Here is a 23,656-nt window from a genome sequence, read left to right as displayed (position 1 = left end):
AAAAACTGTAGTAAACACACTACAACTGTAGTTATTTTGTAGTGATATCACTACACTACAATCAAGTAACATTATATTTTTTTAACTTTTGATAAAGCGTTGTTCGATGAATGCCTAATAGTTCAGCAGTTTTTGATTTATTCCCACCAGCAGTTTTCAACGCCTTAATAATCAATTCCTTTTCTCGTTCGTTCTCATACATTTTTGCCTCTTCCATTAATCCCTTACTAATTAAAGGCTTCCTTTCTTCAATTACACCCTTTTCAAACCCTCTCATAGATTCAGACAAATGCATTAACTCAATAATAGGTCCATCTACTAGAGTAACAAGACTCTCGATTGAGTTCAGCATTTCACGAATATTACCTCTCCATTCATATTGCATAAATGCCGAAATAGCTTCCTGTGTGAAGGATTTTGTTTTTATCCTGTATTTATCACAAATTTCTTTTATATAATATGAAAGAAGGATCGGTATATCTTGCCTCCGTTCGCGAAGAGCGGGGATATGTAAGTGAATAATGTTAAGTCGATAGAACAAATCCTCACGAAATTCTCCTTTGTCTACCATCTCCTTGAGGTTCCGGTTCGTGGCTGTAATAATTCTTACATTTATTTGATATTTTTTAATACCTCCAACGCGTTCCGCTTCTCTCTCTTGTAAAACACGTAAAAGTTTTGTTTGCATCATTAACGGCATCTCACCTATTTCATCTAAAAAAATCGTCCCATTATCAGCCAATTCAAATTTCCCTGGTTTTCCACCCTTCTTTGCCCCGGAAAAGGCACCTTCTTCATATCCAAATAACTCTGATTCAAATAAATGCTCAGGGATCGCTCCACAATTCACACTTATAAACGGCCCTGTTGCAAACGGACTTAAATGGTGTATGCTTTTGGCAAACATTTCTTTCCCTGTACCACTTTCTCCTGTAATTAAGACCGTTGCTGCCGTCCTTGCAGCCCTTCTTGCTAACCTTTTAATTGTTGTCATCGCATCACTTACACCAATTATTTGATCAAGTGTCATACGACTATCTTGTTCTTTATTTAAGGTAAATGGCCTTTCTTCAGTTTGATCTTTAATATGATTCTCCTGTAAGCGTTCATAAATTTTATATATCTCTGTAACTCCTTCAAAAATGAGCATCCCTATTGCACCAACAACTTTTCCATCTTTAATAATAGGAATGCGATGAACAACCATATCTTGTCCTTGTATGTTTTGGACAACACCTCGTTCAGGAATGGCTGTTTTTACTGTTAAATGAAGATTGGTATTATCGATGACTTCCGTAACATGCCGACCAATTGCATCATCTCTTCTTATTCCTGTAAAACGACTATAGGCCTCGTTAAATTCTTGTAAAATACCATTCTCGTCAACAACTGCAATTCCTTCATATGCACTCTCTAAGATAACATTCAGTACCTCTGCACTATTTTGCTTTTGTTGCAGCCTATAAATATACTTTGAAAAACCATCTAGAATATCTCTCTTTGTCAAAATGCCAATGAGCATTCCAGAGGTATCGATGACAGGTAATTGGTTATATGGCATTGAAAAAACACTAAAAATTGAGTCAAATTGATTAATAACAGCATAATTTCGCTTTAATATACTACTTTCAACTAATTCATTCTCTTGTCCATTTACAAAATAATAAAGCGCCTGTCTCAATGTTACGATACCAATGAATTGAAGATCTTCAGTAACAATTGGGAGACCGTCTACCCTATTCTCTATCATCATCTCCGCTGCTTCCCTTAATGTTTGACCTTCCTTAATACAAAAGGGACTTGGCGTCATCCAGTTTTTTACCTGAAGTAAATTTTCGAGATTCAATTCGTCTCTGCCTTTATGGATTAGATCATGTATAGCCATATACATCCCTCATTTCATAAGTAAATTGTACTACTTGCACCGTATTGACAGTAACGATAATATTTAAAGCGGTTTCAAAAAGAGAAATATAAGAGGTATCTTTAATTCTACTTTTTATTATTATAGCAAAACTTCTCGAACAATTGGTAACATAGGCAATGTTCCTATTATTCTAAAAAAATATCATTAATATGCCAAAATACCTAATCAATCTAAAAAATTCAGTAATTTAAACGAAATAATTATTTTTTGACAACATCAACCCATAAAAGTATTATAGTAGAAGAATAAAGGAGGTTGTATGATGTCAGACTTAAATAAACAGAAAATTGTGGCAAGTGTTCCTCAAAAAGGATTTTTTGGACATCCTAAAGGATTATTCACTCTTTTCTTTACTGAGTTTTGGGAACGTTTCTCATATTATGGAATGAGAGCAATTCTTGTATTTTATATGTACTATGAAGTATCAAAGGGTGGATTAGGTCTAGATGAAAATATGGCTCTTGCCATCATGTCGATCTACGGATCCCTAGTGTATATGTCCGGAATAATTGGTGGTTGGCTTGCGGACAGAATATTCGGTACGTCCAAGGCTATATTTTACGGTGGAATATTGATCATGATTGGCCACATCGTATTAGCAATTCCTGGAAGCGTAACCATGTTTTTTGTCTCTATGGTTCTTATTGTACTTGGTACAGGGCTATTGAAGCCAAACGTTTCAAGTGTTGTAGGTGAGATTTACAGTGAAGAAGACAACCGTCGCGATGCTGGGTTTAGCATATTCTATATGGGGATTAACCTTGGAGGTTTCCTGGCTCCATTAATTGTAGGAGAAGTAGGATTGAAGCATAATTTCCACTTAGGCTTTGCTATTGCTGCTGTTGGTATGTTTTTAGGTTTATTAGTCTTCATTTTTACAAAGAAAAAAAATCTTGGCCTTGCGGGTACTGTTGTAGCAAATCCACTTTCACAAACTGAAAAGAAAAAAGTCTATTCTATTTTTGGACTAGCTACTGTACTTATAGCTATCTTAATTGCTGTTACAATTCCACTAGGCATTTTAACATTTGAAACCTTTATAGCACTTATAGGAATTTTGGGTATTCTTATCCCAACAATCTATTTCTTTGTTATGTACCGTAGTCCTAAAACAACAGCAGTAGAGCGATCTAGGATACTAGCTTATATTCCGCTATTTATTGCTTCTGTTATGTTCTGGGCGATTCAAGAACAAGGCTCAACCATTCTTGCCCATTATGCTGATAAACGTACAGATTTAGAGTTCGCAGGCTTTACAATTTCTCCTGCATGGTTCCAATCATTAAATCCGTTATTTATTATCATTTTAGCGCCAGTATTTGCTTGGCTTTGGGTGAAACTAGGAAATCGCCAGCCCTCTGTTCCTAAGAAGTTCTCATTAGGATTATTATTTGCAGGTTTGTCATTCCTTGTCATCCTGTTGCCAGGATACTTGACGGGTTCAGATTCATTAGTCAACCCATTATGGCTTGTTCTTAGCTATTTCATTGTCGTACTTGGAGAACTATGCTTATCACCAGTAGGACTTTCAGCTACTACAAAATTAGCACCTGCAGCATTCTCAGCTCAGACGATGAGTTTATGGTTCTTATCAAATGCTGCTGCACAGGCCATTAATGCACAAATTGTTAAATTCTATACACCTGAAACAGAAATGGTTTACTTTGGTGTCATTGGAGGAGTAGCAATTCTTCTCAGCATCCTTCTTTTTGCCCTATCACCTAAAATTCAGGGCTTTATGAAAGGTGTACGTTAAATTTTATTGCTTGTTCGTTACGAGCATTCGCTTATATCCTCCGGAATCCTGTGTGAATATCCAGTTACACAAGGTTCCGGGGGATTTTTTTATTTCCATTGATCATGATAACAACAGTTATATAACGTAACTAATACATAACCCGATTGATAAAAGGATTCCAAATACAGTATTTGTCTGGGCAGTTGCCTTCATTGCTAATATCATCTGTGCAGGAGAATGAGCACCTGCCAAAAAGCCCTTTAATGCTTGAACTGGCTTAGGAAAGCTTAGAAAAACAAGTAATAGCCAAGGACTCACAAATTCAACTAGTACTAACCCAGTAACCCAAACATATGAAACTAAAAACATTGCTCCTAGTAAATAAACGGCCCTTTTTCTCCCAATTAAAATAGCTAACGTCCTTCTTCCTCCTTTAATGTCTTCTTCGATATCTCTAATATTATTTGATAAATTAATTGCCCCTACTAAAATTCCGATTGGAATAGATAAAAGGATACTTTGAACATTAAGAGTACCTGTTTGAATATAGAAGGAAATTAAAATAAAGATTGACCCCATACAAAGTCCTGACAAGAGTTCTCCAAATGGAGTATATGCGATAGGCAAAGGACCACCGGTATATAAATAGCCTATTAACATACCTATTCCTCCAATAAGAGCTAACCACCAGCTACTGTTCATACATATATATATACCTAATAATAGAGCAATTCCATATGAACCCAATGCCAGCTTTAAAACCGTCTTCGGCTTCATTCCGTGACGTACGATGGCACCACCAATTCCAACAGAGTCCTCAGTGTCTAATCCTCGTTTGAAATCATAATATTCATTAAACAGATTTGTAGCAATTTGAAGCCATAAACAAGATAAGAGCATTGTTACAAAAAGACTTGCATCAAGGTCTATATAAAACATAGCTAAAACTGTACCAATTAATACTGGTACAAATGATGCGGTTAATGTATGAGGACGGGTTAATTGCCACAAAATTTTACCTCTACTTAATGATTCTTTTCGATTAACATTTTTTGTCTCCACATAAAACTTCCTTTCTAAAAAGTCCTTTTCATCTAGTTATAACTAAATATACGTACTATTTAATTACTGGTTTATTCAATTAACTAACACTTCTCTAGATGTTCATTAATTCATACATAAACATTATACATGATTAATTTCCCAAGCAATGAAAAAGAGCATCTGCAACTACAGATACTCTTTAATAATGTAATCTTTTTTACTGATCTATATCCTATCTTTTCAATGTACCTGCTTTTCAAACAGGATGTGACGTTCATTCATTTTTGCAATTCTGTACAATAAAAAAACGCATAAAACAATGAGAGTGAAACCAATTAAAAGGATAATCGTTGGATTGAAAAAAAATAACCCGCTTACCTGACTAAGTAATAGACCGATAATTGGCAAGACCGTAGCCCCTCCTATTTGTTGTGCTTCTTGAAAACCCTTTACCCGTGCAGATATAAGAACATTAAGTAATATCGTCAGTGCTGTAAGTGAAGGAACAATCCAACAAACAAACAACAGCCAATCCACCGTCAAAAAGAGAAAACGCTCAAATTGTCCATAAGTAAGTATATTAATGAAACATGAGCATAATAGAAAACCTCCAAGCGAAATACTCATCGATGGGATAAAGGCTGCAAGCATTTTACCAATAAACAAATCCTTGATCCCAATTGGAGCAAATAACAAGCTTTCTAATGTCCGTCTCTCTTTTTCTCCGACAAAACTGTTGGCAGCTATCATCATCGAAGTAATAACTGGTACAAGCAGATACATAGACGGAAGCATGTAATTTACGAATAAATAAATCGCCTGTCTCTCTTTAGTCGGAAGACTCCTTATTAACTCCCCATCATCCCCTGGTATTGTCCCTACTAAACTCATCATTTGATCAATCTCGTTTAGAAATGAAAGATTATTAGATTGAAGAAGATAAACAAGAATACCTGGCATTATCACACATAGCATTATTGGTAAAATCAACATTGGAAGTAATATCTGCTTAATTGCAAGGATCGATTTTATATCTTTTTTTGCAATGATCCACACCATTCCTTTATTCATTGTTCCTCCTCCTCACTTCAAAGTAAATTGACTCCAAGCTTATATTTTCAATGGTTGTTGAATGTATCCAGGTTTCCTTTAAGATCTCATTTAATAAAGGTGATATCTCATTTTTTGAAGGAAGAGTAAAGATAATTGCAGTTTCATTCACTCGTTCTGCCGGGTACCCAAAATATGCAGTTGAATCCAATTTGAGTCCTGTTTCTACCCTTAACAAAATGTCTGTTAAAAAGTCTTTCTCTAATTGTTGCCTCGTTCCCTGTGCTAGTACAGTTCCCTTCTCCATAAATACATATGAGTGGCAAATATCCTCCAACTGCCGAAGAACATGAGAACAAATTATTATTGTTATTTGCTCCGTTTTATTCAGTTTTGTTAAATACTTCATAACATCCCTTATTCCATCAGGATCAAGGCCGTTTGTTGGTTCGTCCAGAAATAAAAGCTTCGGCTTATGAAGCAATGCTTTCGCTAATGCAAGTCGCTTCTTCATTCCTGTGCTATATGTTCCAACTTTCTTTTTACGATGGGCATAAAGATCAAAGTCTTTAAGCAATTCATTCACTCGTTTTACCGCTTTCCTGACTCCATAAATTTGTGAGAAAAATAATAGATTATCTTCCCCGCTCATTTCGTGATAGAGTCCTGCACCCTCTGTGACAATACCACTCATTTGACGGATTACATTTCCATCATTTAAAGGGTTAAACCCGTTAATTTCCATAGTTCCTTGCTCCGGCTGAATTACACCGTTCAACAGCCTGATCATCGTCGTTTTCCCAGAGCCATTTGGGCCCAGTAGCCCAACAATACTCCCTTTCTTCACCGTGAAACTCATCCCTGATAATACAGCCTGTGAACCAAACTGCTTATGAATATTGTTTACAGTTATCAACTGTTACACCTCCACTTTTCCTCTTATGCTTATATGACGATACGAACCTAACTATCGTTTTTATAAATAGGAAATGTTCGCTGCCTTATTCAGACTAGGATAAAGGAGTCGATACACAATCATTTATAAACCTAATATAAAATACCCCCTACAATTGGATTTATCCTAAAGTAAGGGTATTTTTTTAGCACCATGAATTTTATCCATATTACATCACTATCTTTCGATTTCTAACATTAGTATCATTCAATCCTACTGATCCTTTTTCGATATGGTCTAATCACAAAGAAATAATAAAACAAACTCGGCCATGGAAATTGGATCAATCCCCATATTCCCCAAAACCAGGAGTATGCCCCCTTTTTCTTTGCATCTATAAATAAAAGAATACCCTGAGTAAGAAGGATAGGTGCTACAAGAAAAATCACCACTAATACTTCAGTATCCATTGTCAAAACATGGTCACCTCATTTCGGCGCTTCATTCTTCGTTTTTTTTCAAGCTTAAAAATAATCGGAATTAAGAGCAATGCAAACCCTTGAATCCATATAAAAACTGTCATCATTTTAAAGGCAATTGTTGAATATGAAATTAGAATAAGTAGAGCTGTTACTAAAAATGCTATCATTTCCCGTTTATAAGCTTTTTTCCGTTCAGCTTTAAATGTCATTAGGGAATGCATTAGATGACCAGCTTCAGGAATTTCCGGTTCTTGCATTGCCTCTACCTTTTGCAAATCCTCAACTAAATGGCTGATCCATTCATCTTCATTGTTCTCTTTCATCACCGCAACTCCTTTCTTATTCGCTTTAGTCCATTGTGAACACGAGTTTTCACTGTTCCTTCTTTAAGATTGAGTATCTTTGCAATTTCCGGATATGTGAATCCATAGTAATGTCTTAGTAAAATAGGAGTACGAATATCTGGTTCTAGTCTTGCAAACAACTCCAGATAGATCGTCCATTCCTGTCCATTTATCATGACATTCCATTTCATTTTTTGTTTTACGTCATCCCTAACTTTTTCATAACGCCTTTTATCTCTTACTTCCTTTCGTTTTTGATCAATAAATAACCTGGATGCTATGGAAATAAGCCATGTTGAATATTTTGATTCTCCCTTAAAGCTTTGAAGGTGGACATATGCCTTTAGCATTGTTTCTTGAATAAGATCCTCCGCCTGATCAGGGTGAAGTGTTAGTTTAATTAAATATTTATATAAGAACCTATAATTCATCTGAAACAGTTCCGTAAACGCCTCATCGTCCCCACGTTTTGCGTCGTTAACTAGTTTGCTCTCTTCTACCTGATCCAATCGATGACAAGCCCCCTTTCTGTTTGTTCTATCTATTTGACGTTTGGATTCCTTTAATCGTTCATTTTAAATTATTTTTTCATAATAAATTCACATAACCTATGATACATCTAAAACAGCTAACTAAAATCTTTAAAATAAACGTGATAAAAGTCACGTCTTTATTCCTAGGTAAAAAGTATGATAAATAAATAAATCTTTTTTAAGGGGCTAGGCTAGCTATGAAGAGAACTCTAACATTTAGATTAGGATTAATCATTATTGGTGTTATTTTTTCAACATTAATCATTACTTCTATTACAACATATAAAACAGCTTATAATAGTCTATATGAAGCAGCCGGGGTTGAGGCTTATGGATGTGCAAATATTACAACAGGTCTATTAGAAGCAAAGGATCTAGAAGATTTGAAAAATGGTGAACGCACTATAGAAATTGGAAAAAAGTTAAACTGGACAGTTAATCACAAGGAAATCTTTGAGAGTCAATATATCCTTAGCTTAGATGGGGAAATACTTGCTCTTGATGACCATTTAATAAAACAAGGGTTCTCTGTTGGCGATCAATTTCAAACGGATAAAGAAGCCATTCAAATGTTAATTGAAATGAAACATTCTACTTACTCAGAAATCTATGAGTTTGGTGGAATGAAGCGAATTTCAGGGTATGCGCCTATCTTTAAAGATCATGATCCTTCTAAAGAAATAATAGCCATTAGTGTTATTGATTTTAATGCGGATATTGTTAAAGAACGGACATGGACTGTTGTAAAGGATGGCCTATTATTAGGGTTTATTCCGTTAATAATCGCTGCTATCTTTACATTGTATCTTATTAGAAAAAAGACAAAGCCAATCTCTATACTGATTGAACGGACAAGAATGATTGCAAATGGCGATATTACCGTATACGAAAATAATATTACAAGCAAAGATGAAGTAGGAGATTTGGCTCAAAACCTTGAAGAAATGTCTACTAATTTAAGAGAGATTATTTCAACAATAAAGACTACTTCAAATGATCTCGTTTCAAATGTAAGTGATACATCTCTATCAATGAATGAAATAAGCCTAGCGCTTGGCCACGTATCAACAAATATGGATGAGGTTGCCTCTAGAACCTCAAAGAGTGCAGAAATGACAACAGAGGCTTCAAATGCTTTAATGACATTATCAAAGCTCATTCATTCATCTAAAGAGAAGGCTGACATTAGTGTTGAAAGTGCTGAACATACAATGACAACCGCACAGCAAGGGATACAAAAGGTACATGAAATTGTAGAACGGATGAATGTTATCAAAAAATCAACTCTTGATACACAGCAAATCATTGGAACACTAAGCACCTATACAACGGAAATTCAACAAATTACAGAAGCAATCACAACCATTGCTTCACAAACAAACCTTTTGGCGCTTAATGCAACAATTGAAGCAGCACGTGCAGGCGAGCATGGAAAAGGGTTTGCTGTCGTTGCTGATGAAGTTCGAAAATTAGCTGAGCAATCAAATAAGGAAGCTTCAGAAGTGGATAAGCTCGTTTCAAAAATCACAAAAAGCATTACAAATACAGTAGGATGCATTGAAGAAAGTCGTAAACATGTCGAACAGGGGGAACAAACTGTAAATGAAACAGGAGAAGCACTTGAAAACATTAGATTTGCCGTGAAAAACATAGTTGAAGAGATCAAAGGGCTCTCTTCCTTGACACATGATGAGGCGAATACATCCGAACAAATTGTTCAGCTTGTCATTCATCTAGAAGAAGCGAATGAACATATGTCTATGAATGCACAAGAGGTATCAGCTGCAACAGAAGAAACAACTGCTTCTATAGAAGAGGTTGCATTCCGTTCAACTGTCATTAATAAAATGTCTAATCAATTAAATACGATTGTAAATAGATTTAAACTATAATTAAATATTGCGAAAGAAGATGACTTAGCACTGTCATCTTCTTTTTATTGCCTTTCTAAAATTTCCTTTAAAACCACTGCTTGATTATGCCTCTGATCTTTTGCAGAATAAATTAATGTTACATTTCTATACTCTGCTACTAGACTCTTTAATTCTTCTAGTTGTAATCCTTTTTCTTTTTCATTCATTAGCTCCTCTTTATATCTCTCCTTAAATTCACAAAATTTTTCCGGATCATGATGAAACCACTTACGCAATTGAGTTGATGGAGCTACTTGTTTCATCCAACAGTCAACTTTTACTTTTTCCTTTGAAAGACCTCTTGGCCATAATCTATCTACAAGCACACGGACACCATCATCTTTACCCACTTCATCATAAATACGTTTGATCATAATTGCCATACTATAACTCCTTTATTTATTGTTACTTTACTATCTACCTTTAACTTTAGAACAAAATTCAAGCGAGACCGTACAATTATTTTCCCATAAAAAAGCTATATATATTGGATTTATTTGAGAAACTTGATTTCGTTTATTTCGTTTATTACATTCCTCACGTTTTTCACATATTCATTTAGACCAACTCAGGTGTTGACTTCTATTCAAAGCAGCGTATAATGTAGAATCGTTAATATTTCGTACCACGAAATATTAACTAAGGTAAATGGTTGAAGTCACGAGTAATGTACATAACCCTTCATTGAAGCTCTGTACGCATGTTTAGTAAAATACACAACGCGCTACTAGGCACTGGTGTTGGATGCCAAAGCGTTATCCATAGTACAAGAATTTTCATTTCTTAAACGATAAGAAAAGGCTAAGCAATAGAAGTTTTCAACATATTTATGAAGAAAATGTCAAAACATATTGAAGATGCTAGTACAAATATTGCTAACTACACCATTTCATTCTTTTTAAAAATATACTTAAAGGAGAGGATAAAAAAATGACCAACGATGCGAACGTTTCTGGCCAGCAAATAAAAAAGGGCGCCATTCTTACAGTTATGCTTTTAGGTTCATTTGTAGCTATTTTAAACCAAACGTTAATGAATGTGGCCTTACCAGAAATGATGAAAGACTTGGATATGTCTGCAAATACAGCACAGTGGTTAACGACAGGATATATGCTTGTGAATGGAGTGTTAATCCCTGTTACAGCCTTTTTGATTGAACGATTTACGACGAGACAGCTCTTTTTGACCTCAATGGGGTTATTTTCAGCTGGTACGTTCATTTGTGCGATTGCCCCTGATTTCACAATTCTTTTAACTGGGAGAGTTGTGCAGGCAGCAGGTGCAGGGATACTTATGCCATTATTAATGATCGTTATATTAACAATCTTCCCAATTGCCAAGCGCGGTCAAGCCATGGGGCTAATAGGATTAGCGATGACCTTTGCACCTGCTATTGGTCCAACACTATCAGGTTGGATTGTCCAAAATTATTCATGGAGAGTATTATTCTATATCGTATTACCAATTGCTATTATCGATTTTCTTATAGCTGTAGTCCTTCTCAAAAATGTAACGAAACAAACATATCCTAAGATTGATATTACGGGAATCATTCTTTCTACATTAGGTTTCGGAGGATTATTATATGGATTTAGTAGTGCTGGTAACTCAGGTTGGACTAGTGTAGAAGTCATTTCAGCCATTATTATTGGTATTATTACTCTTTCCTTATTTATTTGGCGTCAAATGACTGTAAAAAATCCTATGTTGGAATTTAGAGTGTTTCAATATAATATGTTTACACTTACAACGATCATTAATGCCATAATCACAATGGCCATGTTTGCTGGAATGATTCTAGTGCCAATTTATTTACAAAATATCCGCGGATTTACGCCACTTGAATCAGGGTTGCTATTGTTGCCTGGGGCGATTTTAATGGGAATTATGTCTCCGATTACAGGGTGGATTTTTGATAAAGTTGGTGCAAGATGGCTCTCTGTTATTGGTTTAGCAATCACTACCGTTACAACATGGGAATTCAGTGAACTGACAGATTCGACCACATATACATTTTTATTAGTCATATATACTGCTCGTATGTTCGGTATGTCAATGTTAATGATGCCAATTATGACAGCAGGGTTAAATCAGCTTCCACAACGATTAAATGCACATGGAACAGCTATGTCTAACACATTTAAGCAAATTTCCGGTGCACTTGGTACAGCCTTTCTTGTTACAGTGATGTCCAACCAGACAGAGAAACACGCAACTGAAATGGCAACAGCAGCTGGTGTAACACCTGAAGCTACAGAGCAAATGGGATATATTTTAAAAGAAGCAACTATCCAAGGAATCAATGATGCATTTGTCGTGGCAACTTACTTATCATTAATAGCTGTAATCCTTGCATTCTTTATTAAGAGAGTGGGACCAGCAGAAGAAGACGAAAAGCAAGAAGTGGTTAAAGAAAAAAGACCACAAAAGGTGGCACTAAATGAAGGTTAGGATTCACTGAAAAAGGGTAACCCCAAAAAGTCTTAAACAGAGACTTTTGGGGTTACCCTTTTCCTTTAAATAAACATACCTGCTATTGCTGCACTTAATAAGGAAGCTAACATTCCTGCTGCTACTGCACGGAGACCTAATCTTGCAATATCAGGGCGGCGATTTGGTGCTAGTTCACCTAAGCCACCAAGAAGAATTGCCATAGAACTTAGATTTGCAAAGCCACATAGTGCAAAGCTTACAACCATTACTGTTTTATCAGACAATTGGTCGATTTGTGGTGCAAATGCTGAATAAGCAACAAACTCATTTAATACTAACTTTTGTCCAATAAAGCTACCTGCGGTAACTGCTTCTGACCAAGGTACACCCACAGCAAAAGCAATCGGAGAGAACAGGATTCCTAAAATTCCCTCAAGTGATAGTGTTTCAAAACCAAATATCCCACCTATACCGCTTAAAATCCCATTAACTAAAGCAATTAATGCAATAAATGCTAATAACATCGCTCCAACATTTAATGCAAGCTTTAACCCGTCGCTTGCACCACGAGCTGCTGCATCAATAACATTTACTGAATCTGTATCTTTGGAGATTTCAAAATCTGAGTCGGATGATCGCTCTGTCTCTGGCATCATTATTTTTGCCATAATTAATCCTGCAGGTGCCGCCATAAAGCTTGCAGCAAGTAGATATTCAAGTGGTACACCTAAAAGTGCATAACCAACAAGTACAGACCCTGCGACAGAAGCAAGTCCACCCGTCATTACTGCAAAGAGTTCAGACTTCGTCATTTTAGCTAAATATGGTCGGATAACAAGTGGTGCTTCCGTTTGACCAACAAAAATATTTGCTGCCGCTGATATTGATTCTGACTGACTCGTGCCTAGAAGCTTTGATAAACCACCACCAATGATTTTTATAAACCATTGCATAATGCCTAAATAATATAAGACTGAAATTAATGATGAAAAGAAAATAATTACTGTTAACACTTGAAAAGCGAATACTACCCCAAATTCTCCGCCACTTGCAAGTGGACCAAAAAGAAATGAAATTCCTTCATTTGCATAATTAATAATATCCTGGACCCTTAAAGTGAACCACTCCAGCCCAGATCTTCCCGCTTCCCACTTCAACACGATAAATGCAAAAATAATCTGGATCGCTAAGCCACCAATTATAGTTCTAAAATTAATCGCTTTCTTTCCACTGGATAAAAGAAATGCAATACACAAAACAACTAAAATACCGAATATTCCCCATAATAAATTCATTATTGTCACCTCTTAGATGTATCAAATTTGGTTAAGTACTAAGAATAAGTGCTTACCATTACTTAATAGGATTTAGTTGTCAGTCATCAGACAACCATTTGATCTTACCAAACCCTACTTGAAATATAAATGGATGTTTTGTGAATCCATTAAGAAAACACCAAAATCATACTTATGTATTATATTTACCTGTATAAAGCAGTCCATTCATAAAAAGAACAAAGTCCTTTTTATTTACCGAAATGATTTTTATTTCTAAACTAGTCTTTTATCATTAATTGAGTATCTAAGGACCAAATTTAAATACAAGGCACCGTTAAACTTGGTTGTTGATTTCCGCTGCAATCATTCACTCCAATCAACAACGTACCAAAATCAATAGTGAGCTTTAACAGAGCTAAATACAAAAAAACTAACCCAACGTTATAAGTAAAGGTTAGCCTTTTGTAACTGATTCAATTCCTACCTCGCTCAAATCGTGGATAACCGATTAAAATTGAGATCACTCCACATACTCCAATTAATAATGGATAAAATGAAAATTGTAAAATACTTACTGGTGATATATTTGCAACTCCTGCAGCTACAAGTAATTGTGCTCCATATGGGATTAAACCTTGAATACAGCACGAAAAAACATCTAACAGGCTTGCTGATTTACGTGGATCAATCTCATACTTATCAGCAATATTTTTAGCAAGCGGGCCAGTGATGATAATGGAAATCGTGTTATTTGCTGTTGAAAGATCTGTTAAACCAACAAGTCCAGCAATACTAAATTCAGCCCCTCTTTTTGATTTAATATTGCGTGTCACTTTATAAAGAAGATAATCAATACCTCCATTATGTTTAATCACTTCCACCATGCCTGCAATTAATATGGCTAGGAAAGAGATCTCATACATCCCTGACATCCCATTACCTATTTGTTGAATGATATCCATTAAGCGGTAACTACCATCTGCTAACCCAATAACTCCTGAAAAAACAACTCCAATGAAAAGAACGAGGAATACATTGACCCCTGCTAGCGCTGTGATAAGCACAAAGATATATGGTAAAATTTTAACCCAACTATATGAATGCTGTGTGACAACTGCTTGTTCTCCGATTGTTAAAAACCCCAGAATAACACAAGCAATTATTGCCGCCGGTAAGACAATGAAAAAGTTCACTTTAAACTTATCTTTCATTTTTGTACCTTGTGTGCGCACTGCAGCAATCGTTGTATCAGAAATAAAAGACAAATTATCACCAAACATCGCACCACCAATAACCGCAGCCATTGAAAGTGCTAGTGAAATATCAGTCTGCTCACTAATACCAACGCCTATTGGTGCAAGTGCTACAATTGTTCCCATACTTGTACCCATAGATAGAGATATAAAACACGCGATAATGAATATACCCACCATTAATAAGTTTTGTGGTACAACTGATAATGCAAGATTTACAGTTGAATCAACCGCACCCATTCCCTTTGCTACTTCTGAAAAAGCACCAGCTAAAAGGAAAATAATGACCATTAACATGATATTTGTGTCACCGGCACCCTTACAAAAGATCTCAACCTTCTGATTGAAAGACTCTTTTCGATTCATTGCTAAAGCGACGGCTGCTGCAATCGTAATCGCCACTATAACAGGAAACTTATAAAAATCTCCTGTTACGATTCCAGAGCCAATAAAGATTATTAAAAACACGACAAAAGGCAAAAGCGCCCATGGATTCCCTTTTCTGTCTGTACTCATGATGAACACCTCACTAATTTTTTACAAAACACCTTTTTCATCCACTCTGTCATCCTATATGTGGGGAAAATAAAAAACCTCTTCTTTTCAAACAAATAGAAGAGGCCTTATTATAATAAAACACCCTTCTCATCTTTCAAGCGTTTTCGCTTGCTGGATTTGGCACAGCACTCATCTTGAGCCTGCTGCCGAGACTTCATTGGGCCAGTCCCTCTGTCTCTCTATATAAGAAGATCATCATATTTATTTTTTTATTAAAAACATAAATAAGAGTACAACATTTATATTCTTTTCGCAAGAGTATAAAAAAATTATTACACCCTTCAACAAGGATGTTAACCACCAAGATTAAAAGGAATAAATGGAATTACCTTGTCCACTTTAAAAGGTCAAATCAAGGGACAGTCCCTCACAACATTAAAGCTGTGAAGTGGTGAGGGACTGTCCCCCTTTCCTCACTTACATACGATCACTTCACGAATAAACGACCCTTTTTTAGCGATAGCTCGATCAATAATGGAAAATCCTGCGTTTCTTAAAACCTCATCAATCGGTTCGATTGTTACCACTACCACTTTCTTTGCAAACCTCCGCGCACTCTCGAGCATTTCCAGTTTTTCTGCATCTGTTATGACAGAACACAAGTTGTAAGGCAAATCAATAATCGCTACATCATAGTCATTAGTTATATCTCTGATATCTGCTAAATTTACTTCTCCAGTTAGACCAAAGTGTTCGATGTTTTCTCGTGCCCCATTCAGGATTAGGTAATTTCGGTCACTTCCTACTATATCAATCCCCATTGATCGGGCTTCAACTAGTACTGTTCCAATCCCACAGCATGGGTCGATTGCCTTTATTCCACTTGGATTTGGAATGGCAATATTCACTACCGCCCTTGCAACACGAGTATTGAGAGCAGTGGAATAACCATGAGGCTTCTTTTGATGTTTGAGCCAAACCGCCTCACTTTTAGCGTAGTCACCGAATACCCATCTTCCATTTACATTCATGACCCCAAACAATCGATCTGGATTATGGAAATCCGCTTCACCTTTGACATGCAATCCAATCTCTCGCTCTACTGAACGTCGTCTCTCAAAGCCTTCTTTTTCAGTTTTTGCAAGCCCTCCATTTTTTACATAAATAACTTTAAATGTCTCCTCGACTAATTGTAGAGATTTTACCTTTTTGACAAGGTCCTGAAGGCTTTCCCCCTCATATCTCACTTCAATTCTTTCCTTAATAAACGGGCTTCGCGTGGGATTAACCTTCACTGGGCTTTCCAATACTCTAGACTTAGACTCTTTTCCAAAAAAAGAGCGCATTTCCAAAGCACACAAAGAACTTTCGTCATCAGGATAGGAGTAAGTATATACATAATTCATTTTTGGGTCTTTATTGTCCAATTAATTTTCATCCTTTAATAATCTATTTCAGCTTCACTTCATGCGATATTAATTGATTATCACAATCGTTACCTGTTCATTTCTTGTTTCATTATAACAAGAAGTGAACCTTTGCCAAACCGTTCACTGTTGATTTTGGCACTTTGTTGGTTAGGGCGTAAGACGGGAGTCCGCTTCAGGGCCGCTTTAACATTTAATACGAAGATATGGTTATTAACCAGTTATTTAGGCAACCATATTTTAGGGTACTTACACATCTTCCTTGTTATTATTTATAATTCTTATATAAATCAAGAGCATTTTATTTTTCTAAAAATACCGGTTTATTGAGAAATCTAGATAATAATTGAAAATTTAAGTTTTACCACCAAAATCAATTTAGATCGTTTTAGAAATACCTTGCATTTCACAAGACCTACCAGTGTTGATACACAAAAGTGAATTAAATATCTTCCGAAGATTGAGTATTATCCTTGACAAAATAATGAGGTTTATATAATAATTAATTTTGAATTAGAATTATTATTTATAACTAATAAAAACTAAGAAGAAATTATAATTAGTTATTGGTTATTTATTAGTTTTGACTATCTGTTCAAAACTAGCTATTAAAAAATTCTCAAATACACACTAGGAGGAACATTTACTATGTCTCTAATTGGAAAAGAAGTACAACCATTCAACGCACAAGCTTATTATAACGGAGATTTTATCCAAGTTACTGAGGAAAACCTAAAAGGAAAGTGGAGCGTAGTTTGCTTTTATCCAGCAGACTTTACATTCGTATGCCCTACTGAGCTTGAAGACCTTCAAAATCAATACGCAACTCTAAAAGAACTTGGAGTTGAGGTATACTCTGTTTCAACTGATACTCATTTTACACATAAAGCATGGCATGATCACTCAGAAGCAATTGGCAAAATCGAATATGTTATGATTGGTGACCCTTCACAAAAAATCTCTCGCAACTTCGATGTATTAAACGAAGAAGAAGGTCTTGCTGATCGTGGAACTTTCATCATCGATCCAGACGGTATCGTACAAGCTGTTGAAATCAATGCGGGTGGAATCGGCCGTGATGCAAGCACGCTTGTTAATAAAATTAAAGCAGCACAATATGTACGCAACAATCCAGGTGAAGTTTGCCCGGCAAAATGGCAAGAAGGTTCTGCAACATTAAAGCCAAGCCTTGATCTTGTAGGGAAAATTTAAGGAGTAAGAGATTAATGATACTAGATGCAGATATTAAAGCACAATTAGCCCAATATCTTGAACTGATGGAAGGTAATGTGCTTCTCAAAGTTAGCGCAGGATCTGATGACGTTTCACGTGACATGTTGGCTTTAGTCGATGAATTAGCCACTATGTCATCAAAAATTAAAGTTGAGAACTCAGAATTACCAAAAACACCAAGCTTTAGTGTGAACCGTATCGGCGAAGACACTGGGGTAACTTTTGCTGGTATCCCTCTTGGACACGAATTTACTTCATTAGTACTTGCTTTACTGCAAGTGAGTGGAAGAGCTCCAAAGGTTGAACAAAACGTAATTAATCAAATTAAAAGTATTAAAGGTGAATATCACTTTGAATCTTACATCAGCCTAAGCTGTCACAACTGCCCTGATGTTGTACAAGCTCTGAACTTGATGAGCATTTTAAACCCTGGCATTACCCACACAATGATTGATGGTGCAGCGTTTAAAGAAGAGGTTGAAAGCAAAGGCATCATGGCTGTACCAACAGTGTTCCTCAATGGAGATTCCTTCGGTAGTGGTCGTATGTCACTAGAGGAGATCCTTGCTAAGGTAGGTAGTACTCCAAATGCTTCAGAGTTTGCCGATAAGGATCCATTTGATGTGCTTGTTGTTGGAGGCGGACCAGCGGGTGCGAGTGCAGCAATCTATGCAGCACGCAAAGGCATTCGTACAGGTATTGTCGCTGAACGCTTTGGCGGTCAAATCATGGACACGGTGGGCATTGAAAACTTTATTAGTATGAAATACACTGAAGGTCCTAAACTTGCTGCAAGCCTTGAAGAACATGTGAAAGAGTACGACATTGATGTCATGAACTTGCAGCGTGCCAAACGCTTAGAAAAGAATGACCTCATTGAAATTGAATTGGAGAATGGTGCAGTTCTTAAAAGTAAAACCGTGATCCTTTCAACAGGTGCTCGTTGGCGAAATGTTGGTGTACCTGGCGAAGCTGAATTTAAGAATAAAGGTGTAGCATACTGTCCTCACTGTGATGGTCCATTGTTTGCTGGAAAACACGTTGCTGTTATTGGTGGCGGTAATTCTGGTATTGAAGCGGCAATTGATCTTGCAGGAATTGTGAAGCATGTTACAGTTCTCGAATTTATGCCAGAACTTAAAGCTGATTCTGTTCTACAAGAACGTTTATACAGTCTGCCTAATGTAACGGTCCTAAAAAATGTTCAAACAAAAGAAATTACCGGTACCGACAAGGTAAACGGTGTTACCTATATTGATCGTGAAACAGGGGCTGAGCAGCATATTGAATTAGCTGGAGTATTTGTTCAAATCGGTTTAGTACCAAATACCGATTGGTTAGGTGAAACGATTGAACGTACGAGAATCGGTGAGATTGTAGTAGATAATCACGGAGCAACAAACATTCCAGGAGTATTTGCTGCAGGTGACTGCACGAATAATCCATATAAGCAAATCATTATTTCGATGGGATCAGGCGCGACTGCATCATTAGGTGCATTTGACTATCTTATCCGTAATTAATAATAATTTAGAAAGTCACTTATCTCACTATAGATAAGTGACTTTCTTCTTTTTAAGACCTTTTTTTCTACTAGTTTATGATTTTGGGACTTACTTAGTTCAACTACTTATCAATAAGTAGGTTCTTGCTAAGTTACAAAGAGACCCTCAGGATAACTTCATCATCTTTAGCCACATATATTTGTCACATTTTTCTTTAACTCCCCTTCTAGGTGTTTTTCATTCATTTTTATTACTATCTAAATCCAAACTTAAGTTTTTAGTCTATGTATCACCATTGGTTTTTTGTCAAACATTATATGATATAGATTTCATAAAAGGGCTTGCAAAACTTAAAATCTTAGATATAATACTTGTATACAAGTATACTTGGATGAAAGCAAGAGGTGAGTTTATGACTGAATCTAGCGAATTTCTATACCCTGCAAAATGGCTTGCAAAAGCTTCTGCTGGTACTCGAGTAACATCTGAGCTTAGAATGAGAATTATTTCAGGTATGATTGAAAGCGGAACCATTTTATCTGAAAATAAATTAGCTGCAGATTTTACTGTAAGTCGGTCACCCGTTCGTGAAGCGTTAAAAATACTTGCTTCCGAAAATATGATACGTTTAGAAAGAATGGGTGCAGTTGTCATTGGTATAACCCAAAAAGAGATTAAGGAAATTTATGATGTACGTTTACTTATAGAATCGTTTGTATTTGAACGGCTTGTAAAGATGGACATAAATGAATTAGTAATGGAACTTAGTAAAATACTTGAAATGATGAAGGTCGCGATAAAATACCAGGATGCCGATGAATTCGCATATCAGGATGTCCTATTCCATGAAACAATTATAAAAGCAATTAATCATTCCTATATCCAAATGATTTGGGATAATTTAAAACCTGTTATGGAAGGCTTCATTCTTTTATCCATGCGCGTCCGTTTTAAAGAAAAGTATGAAGACTTTACACGGATTTTGAAAAATCATGAGCTGTATATTGAAGCGATAAAAACAAAAGATAGGGCCCGAATGGTTGAGTCCTTACACCAAAACTTTGATGATGTTCAAGGAAAAGTAGAAGACCTATGGATGTCACAACAAATGTTATCTAAAGGAGTAGAGCATGAAAATGACTAGCTATATGTTAGGTATAGATATCGGTACCACGAGTACGAAAGCAGTTTTATTCACGAAAAAAGGTGAAGTCATCGGACAAGAGAATATAGGATACCCTCTTTACACACCGGATATTTCAACAGCTGAACAAGATCCAGAGCAAATTTTTCAGGCTGTTTTGCAAGCAGTTTCAAATATTATGAAAGCCCATCCACAGAAAAAGCCATCGTTTATTTCATTTAGCAGTGCGATGCATAGTGTTATCGCCATGGATAAAAATGATCAGCCGCTAACGCCATGTATTACCTGGGCTGATAATCGGAGTGAAGCTTGGGCACATAAAATAAAGGATGAACTGAATGGACATGAAATCTACAAGCGCACTGGGACACCGATTCACCCTATGTCCCCTCTCACCAAAATTGCTTGGATTGTAAATGAACGTCCTGAAATCGCTAACAAAACGAAAAAATATATTGGAATTAAAGAATATATCTTTCATAAATTTTTTAAACAATATGTTGTCGATCATTCCCTTGCTTCAGCGATGGGCATGATGAATCTTCAAACATTGGATTGGGATAAAGAGGCGTTGAAGGTTGCAGGTGTGACTCAAGCGCATTTATCTGAGCTTGTTCCTACTACAAAGGTCTTTAACAACTGCGATCCAGATTTAGCACAGCAAATTGGGATCGATTCCACAACATCATTTGTTATCGGTGCGAGTGACGGAGTGCTTTCCAACCTAGGTGTAAACGCTATAAAAAAAGGTGAAATTGCGATCACAATCGGGACAAGCGGTGCAATTCGAACCATTATTGATCAGCCACAAACTGATGAAAAGGAACGGATTTTTTGCTATTGTCTCACAGAAAAGCATTGGGTAATTGGCGGACCGGTAAACAATGGCGGGATGGTCCTGCGCTGGATTAGAGATGAATTTGCCTCTTCAGAAATAGAAACAGCGAAACGTCTAGGAATTGACCCATATGAAGTATTAACGAAAATTGCTGAACGTGTACGACCAGGCGCCGATGGATTATTATTTCATCCATATTTAGCCGGTGAACGCGCTCCGCTATGGAATCCGGATGTGCGTGGCTCCTTTTTCGGCTTAACGATGTCACATAAGAAAGAACATATGATTCGAGCAGCACTAGAAGGAGTTATATATAATTTATACACTGTGTTTTTAGCCTTAACCGAATGCATGGACGGTCCAGTAACACGGATTCAGGCAACTGGAGGTTTCGCAAGATCTGATGTTTGGCGACAAATGATGTCCGATATATTTGAATCTGAAGTAGTCGTTCCAGAAAGCTACGAAAGTTCTTGCCTAGGAGCATGTATTTTAGGACTATATGCAATTGGAGAAATCGATTCCTTTGAGATTGTTACTGAAATGATTGGCAGCACTTACGCACACACACCAAACGAAGCTGCCTCAAAAGAGTACAGGGAGTTGCTTCCAATTTTTATTAACCTATCAAGAGTCTTAACAGAGGATTATTCTCGGATTGCAAATTACCAAAGAAGTTTAATTAATAACAACTAGATAAAACAGGAGTAGGAGGAAATATCATGCCTTTAGTTATTGTCGCAATAGGGATCATAGCCTTACTGATCTTAATCATGGGCTTAAAATTAAACACATTTATTTCGTTAATCATTGTATCATTTGGGGTTGCTTTAGCACTTGGTATGCCAATGGAACAAATTGTTAAAACAATTGAAGCAGGATTGGGTGGAACACTCGGTCATTTGGCTCTAATTTTTGGACTTGGAGCAATGTTAGGTAAGTTAATTGCAGATTCTGGCGGTGCTCAACGGATTGCAATGACACTTGTTAACAAATTTGGAGAAAAAAATATTCAATGGGCTGTCGTCGTAGCTTCATTCATTATCGGTATTGCATTATTTTTTGAAGTAGGATTAGTGTTATTAATTCCAATTGTATTTGCCATTTCGAAAGAATTGAGAATTTCGATCTTGTATCTAGGTATTCCAATGGTCGCTGCTTTATCGGTAACACATGGTTTCTTACCTCCGCACCCAGGACCAACGGTTATTGCTGGTGAATATGGTGCAAATCTTGGGGAGGTTTTACTTTACGGATTCATTATCGCGGTTCCAACGGTCATTTTAGCTGGACCAATCTTTACAAAACTTGCTAAAAAGCTCGTACCTGAATCATTTTCAAAAACAGGTAGCATTGCCTCTTTAGGAGAACAAAAAGTATTTAAACTTGAAGATACACCTGGTTTTGGGATCAGTGTTTTTACTGCAATGCTTCCTGTTATTTTAATGTCAATCGCTACGATTATTACACTGCTTCAAAAAACTTTAGGTTTTGAAGATAATAGTTTACTTGCCATTATTCGCTTTATTGGTGATGCATCTACTTCTATGTTAATTTCCTTATTAGTTGCAGTCTATACGATGGGAATAGCAAGAAAGATTCCAATTAAAGATGTCATGGAGTCTTGTACACAAGCTATCTTCCATATTGGGATGATGCTCTTAATTATCGGGGGCGGCGGAGCCTTCAAGCAAGTATTAATTGATGGCGGTGTTGGTGACTATGTCGCTGAATTATTCAAAGATACGACACTATCACCTATCCTGCTAGCATGGATTATCGCTGCCATCTTGCGTATTGCTTTAGGATCTGCCACTGTTGCAGCTTTAACAACTGCTGGATTGGTAATTCCAATGTTAGGCCAAGCTGACGTGAACCTATCTTTAGTCGTACTAGCAACAGGAGCAGGAAGTTTAATTGCTTCACATGTTAATGATGCCGGTTTCTGGATGTTTAAAGAATATTTTGGTCTAAGCATGAAAGAAACATTTGCAACATGGACATTGCTTGAAACCATTATTTCAGTAGCTGGATTAGTGTTTATCCTTTTACTAAGTTTATTCGTATAAGCCATTTTTCTAAGAGCTAAAGTCCAACAAGATTTATAACGAAAAGAAGGCCT

Annotated in this window: 19 protein-coding genes and 1 riboswitch; of the genes, 8 read left to right on the top strand and 11 right to left on the bottom strand. The window is 36.4% G+C overall.

Annotated elements, in window-relative coordinates; genetic code table 11:
• Positions 1-61: 61 nt before the first annotated feature.
• Positions 62-1,885 (bottom strand): sigma 54-interacting transcriptional regulator, encoded by a 1,824-nt coding sequence (locus WCV66_RS03870; protein WP_338787935.1) that lies wholly within the window; start codon positions 1,883-1,885, stop codon positions 62-64.
• Between the two features lie 304 nt (positions 1,886-2,189).
• On the opposite strand from WCV66_RS03870, the gene WCV66_RS03865 reads away from it, so the two are divergent.
• Positions 2,190-3,683, top strand: a complete 1,494-nt coding sequence (locus WCV66_RS03865; protein ID WP_338787934.1) for a peptide MFS transporter — start codon at positions 2,190-2,192, stop codon at positions 3,681-3,683.
• A gap of 117 nt (positions 3,684-3,800) precedes the next feature.
• Here WCV66_RS03865 and WCV66_RS03860 read toward each other — a convergent pair whose 3' ends face one another.
• The 6 genes from WCV66_RS03860 to sigY all read right to left on the bottom strand — a co-directional run bounded on the left by WCV66_RS03860 (position 3,801) and on the right by sigY (position 7,989).
• The gene (locus WCV66_RS03860) at positions 3,801-4,727 is read right to left on the bottom strand and encodes a 1,4-dihydroxy-2-naphthoate polyprenyltransferase (RefSeq protein ID WP_338787933.1); all 927 of its coding nucleotides are present in this window, start codon (positions 4,725-4,727) and stop codon (positions 3,801-3,803) included.
• Positions 4,728-4,949: 222 nt separating this feature from the next.
• Positions 4,950-5,780 carry an ABC transporter permease subunit gene (locus WCV66_RS03855; protein WP_338787932.1) on the bottom strand — a complete coding sequence of 277 codons (831 nt, stop codon included), beginning with the start codon at positions 5,778-5,780 and terminating at the stop codon, positions 4,950-4,952.
• On the bottom strand, positions 5,773-6,675 hold the full coding sequence (locus WCV66_RS03850) for an ABC transporter ATP-binding protein (protein WP_338787931.1): 903 nt from the start codon (positions 6,673-6,675) through the stop codon (positions 5,773-5,775). The genes WCV66_RS03855 and WCV66_RS03850 overlap by 8 nt, the downstream gene beginning before the upstream one ends.
• A gap of 242 nt (positions 6,676-6,917) precedes the next feature.
• On the bottom strand, positions 6,918-7,124 hold the full coding sequence (locus WCV66_RS03845) for a transcriptional regulator (protein WP_066338822.1): 207 nt from the start codon (positions 7,122-7,124) through the stop codon (positions 6,918-6,920).
• Positions 7,125-7,126: 2 nt separating this feature from the next.
• Complete coding sequence (locus WCV66_RS03840; protein WP_338787930.1) at positions 7,127-7,459, bottom strand: YxlC family protein; 333 nt, start codon at positions 7,457-7,459, stop codon at positions 7,127-7,129.
• Positions 7,459-7,989 (bottom strand): RNA polymerase sigma factor SigY, encoded by a 531-nt coding sequence (gene sigY / locus WCV66_RS03835; RefSeq protein ID WP_338787929.1) that lies wholly within the window; start codon positions 7,987-7,989, stop codon positions 7,459-7,461. The genes WCV66_RS03840 and sigY overlap by 1 nt, the downstream gene beginning before the upstream one ends.
• A gap of 221 nt (positions 7,990-8,210) precedes the next feature.
• On the opposite strand from sigY, the gene WCV66_RS03830 reads away from it, so the two are divergent.
• Complete coding sequence (locus tag WCV66_RS03830) at positions 8,211-9,905, top strand: methyl-accepting chemotaxis protein (protein WP_338787928.1); 1,695 nt, start codon at positions 8,211-8,213, stop codon at positions 9,903-9,905.
• Positions 9,906-9,949: 44 nt separating this feature from the next.
• On the opposite strand, the gene WCV66_RS03825 is transcribed toward WCV66_RS03830, so the two are convergent.
• Positions 9,950-10,309, bottom strand: a complete 360-nt coding sequence (locus tag WCV66_RS03825) for a DUF488 domain-containing protein (RefSeq protein ID WP_338787927.1) — start codon at positions 10,307-10,309, stop codon at positions 9,950-9,952.
• 547 nt (positions 10,310-10,856) lie between these two features.
• Here WCV66_RS03825 and WCV66_RS03820 point away from each other — a divergent pair.
• Positions 10,857-12,377, top strand: a complete 1,521-nt coding sequence (locus WCV66_RS03820) for a DHA2 family efflux MFS transporter permease subunit (protein WP_338787926.1) — start codon at positions 10,857-10,859, stop codon at positions 12,375-12,377.
• Positions 12,378-12,442: 65 nt separating this feature from the next.
• Here the strand turns inward: WCV66_RS03820 and WCV66_RS03815 are convergent, their stop codons facing one another.
• From WCV66_RS03815 to WCV66_RS03805, 3 genes are all read right to left on the bottom strand, one after another.
• Positions 12,443-13,654 carry a NupC/NupG family nucleoside CNT transporter gene (locus tag WCV66_RS03815; protein ID WP_338787925.1) on the bottom strand — a complete coding sequence of 404 codons (1,212 nt, stop codon included), beginning with the start codon at positions 13,652-13,654 and terminating at the stop codon, positions 12,443-12,445.
• 455 nt (positions 13,655-14,109) lie between these two features.
• Complete coding sequence (locus WCV66_RS03810; RefSeq protein WP_185653851.1) at positions 14,110-15,405, bottom strand: Na+/H+ antiporter NhaC family protein; 1,296 nt, start codon at positions 15,403-15,405, stop codon at positions 14,110-14,112.
• A gap of 126 nt (positions 15,406-15,531) precedes the next feature.
• Positions 15,532-15,637, bottom strand: a riboswitch (SAM riboswitch).
• Between the two features lie 223 nt (positions 15,638-15,860).
• Complete coding sequence (locus WCV66_RS03805; protein ID WP_413789629.1) at positions 15,861-16,814, bottom strand: TRM11 family SAM-dependent methyltransferase; 954 nt, start codon at positions 16,812-16,814, stop codon at positions 15,861-15,863.
• A 648-nt stretch (positions 16,815-17,462) separates the two neighbouring features.
• Here WCV66_RS03805 and ahpC point away from each other — a divergent pair.
• The 5 genes from ahpC to WCV66_RS03780 all read left to right on the top strand — a co-directional run bounded on the left by ahpC (position 17,463) and on the right by WCV66_RS03780 (position 23,603).
• Positions 17,463-18,026, top strand: coding sequence for an alkyl hydroperoxide reductase subunit C (ahpC, locus tag WCV66_RS03800; RefSeq protein WP_066338544.1), 564 nt, complete (start codon positions 17,463-17,465; stop codon positions 18,024-18,026).
• Positions 18,027-18,040: 14 nt separating this feature from the next.
• On the top strand, positions 18,041-19,570 hold the full coding sequence (ahpF, locus tag WCV66_RS03795) for an alkyl hydroperoxide reductase subunit F (RefSeq protein WP_338787924.1): 1,530 nt from the start codon (positions 18,041-18,043) through the stop codon (positions 19,568-19,570).
• A 394-nt stretch (positions 19,571-19,964) separates the two neighbouring features.
• Positions 19,965-20,696: a GntR family transcriptional regulator gene (locus WCV66_RS03790; protein ID WP_066338553.1), complete on the top strand. Its 732-nt coding sequence runs from the start codon at positions 19,965-19,967 to the stop codon at positions 20,694-20,696.
• A complete protein-coding gene (gene gntK, locus WCV66_RS03785; protein ID WP_066338827.1) occupies positions 20,689-22,230 on the top strand; it encodes a gluconokinase in 1,542 nt (513 codons plus the stop codon). Before WCV66_RS03790 ends, gntK begins: the two co-directional genes overlap by 8 nt.
• A gap of 26 nt (positions 22,231-22,256) precedes the next feature.
• Positions 22,257-23,603, top strand: coding sequence for a GntP family permease (locus WCV66_RS03780; RefSeq protein WP_338787923.1), 1,347 nt, complete (start codon positions 22,257-22,259; stop codon positions 23,601-23,603).
• Positions 23,604-23,656: the final 53 nt, after the last annotated feature.

The sequence above is a fragment of the Metabacillus rhizosphaerae genome (genome assembly GCF_037201795.1).
Classification (GTDB): domain Bacteria; phylum Bacillota; class Bacilli; order Bacillales; family Bacillaceae; genus Metabacillus; species Metabacillus rhizosphaerae.
This window is presented reverse-complemented; position numbering and strand designations above follow the sequence as displayed.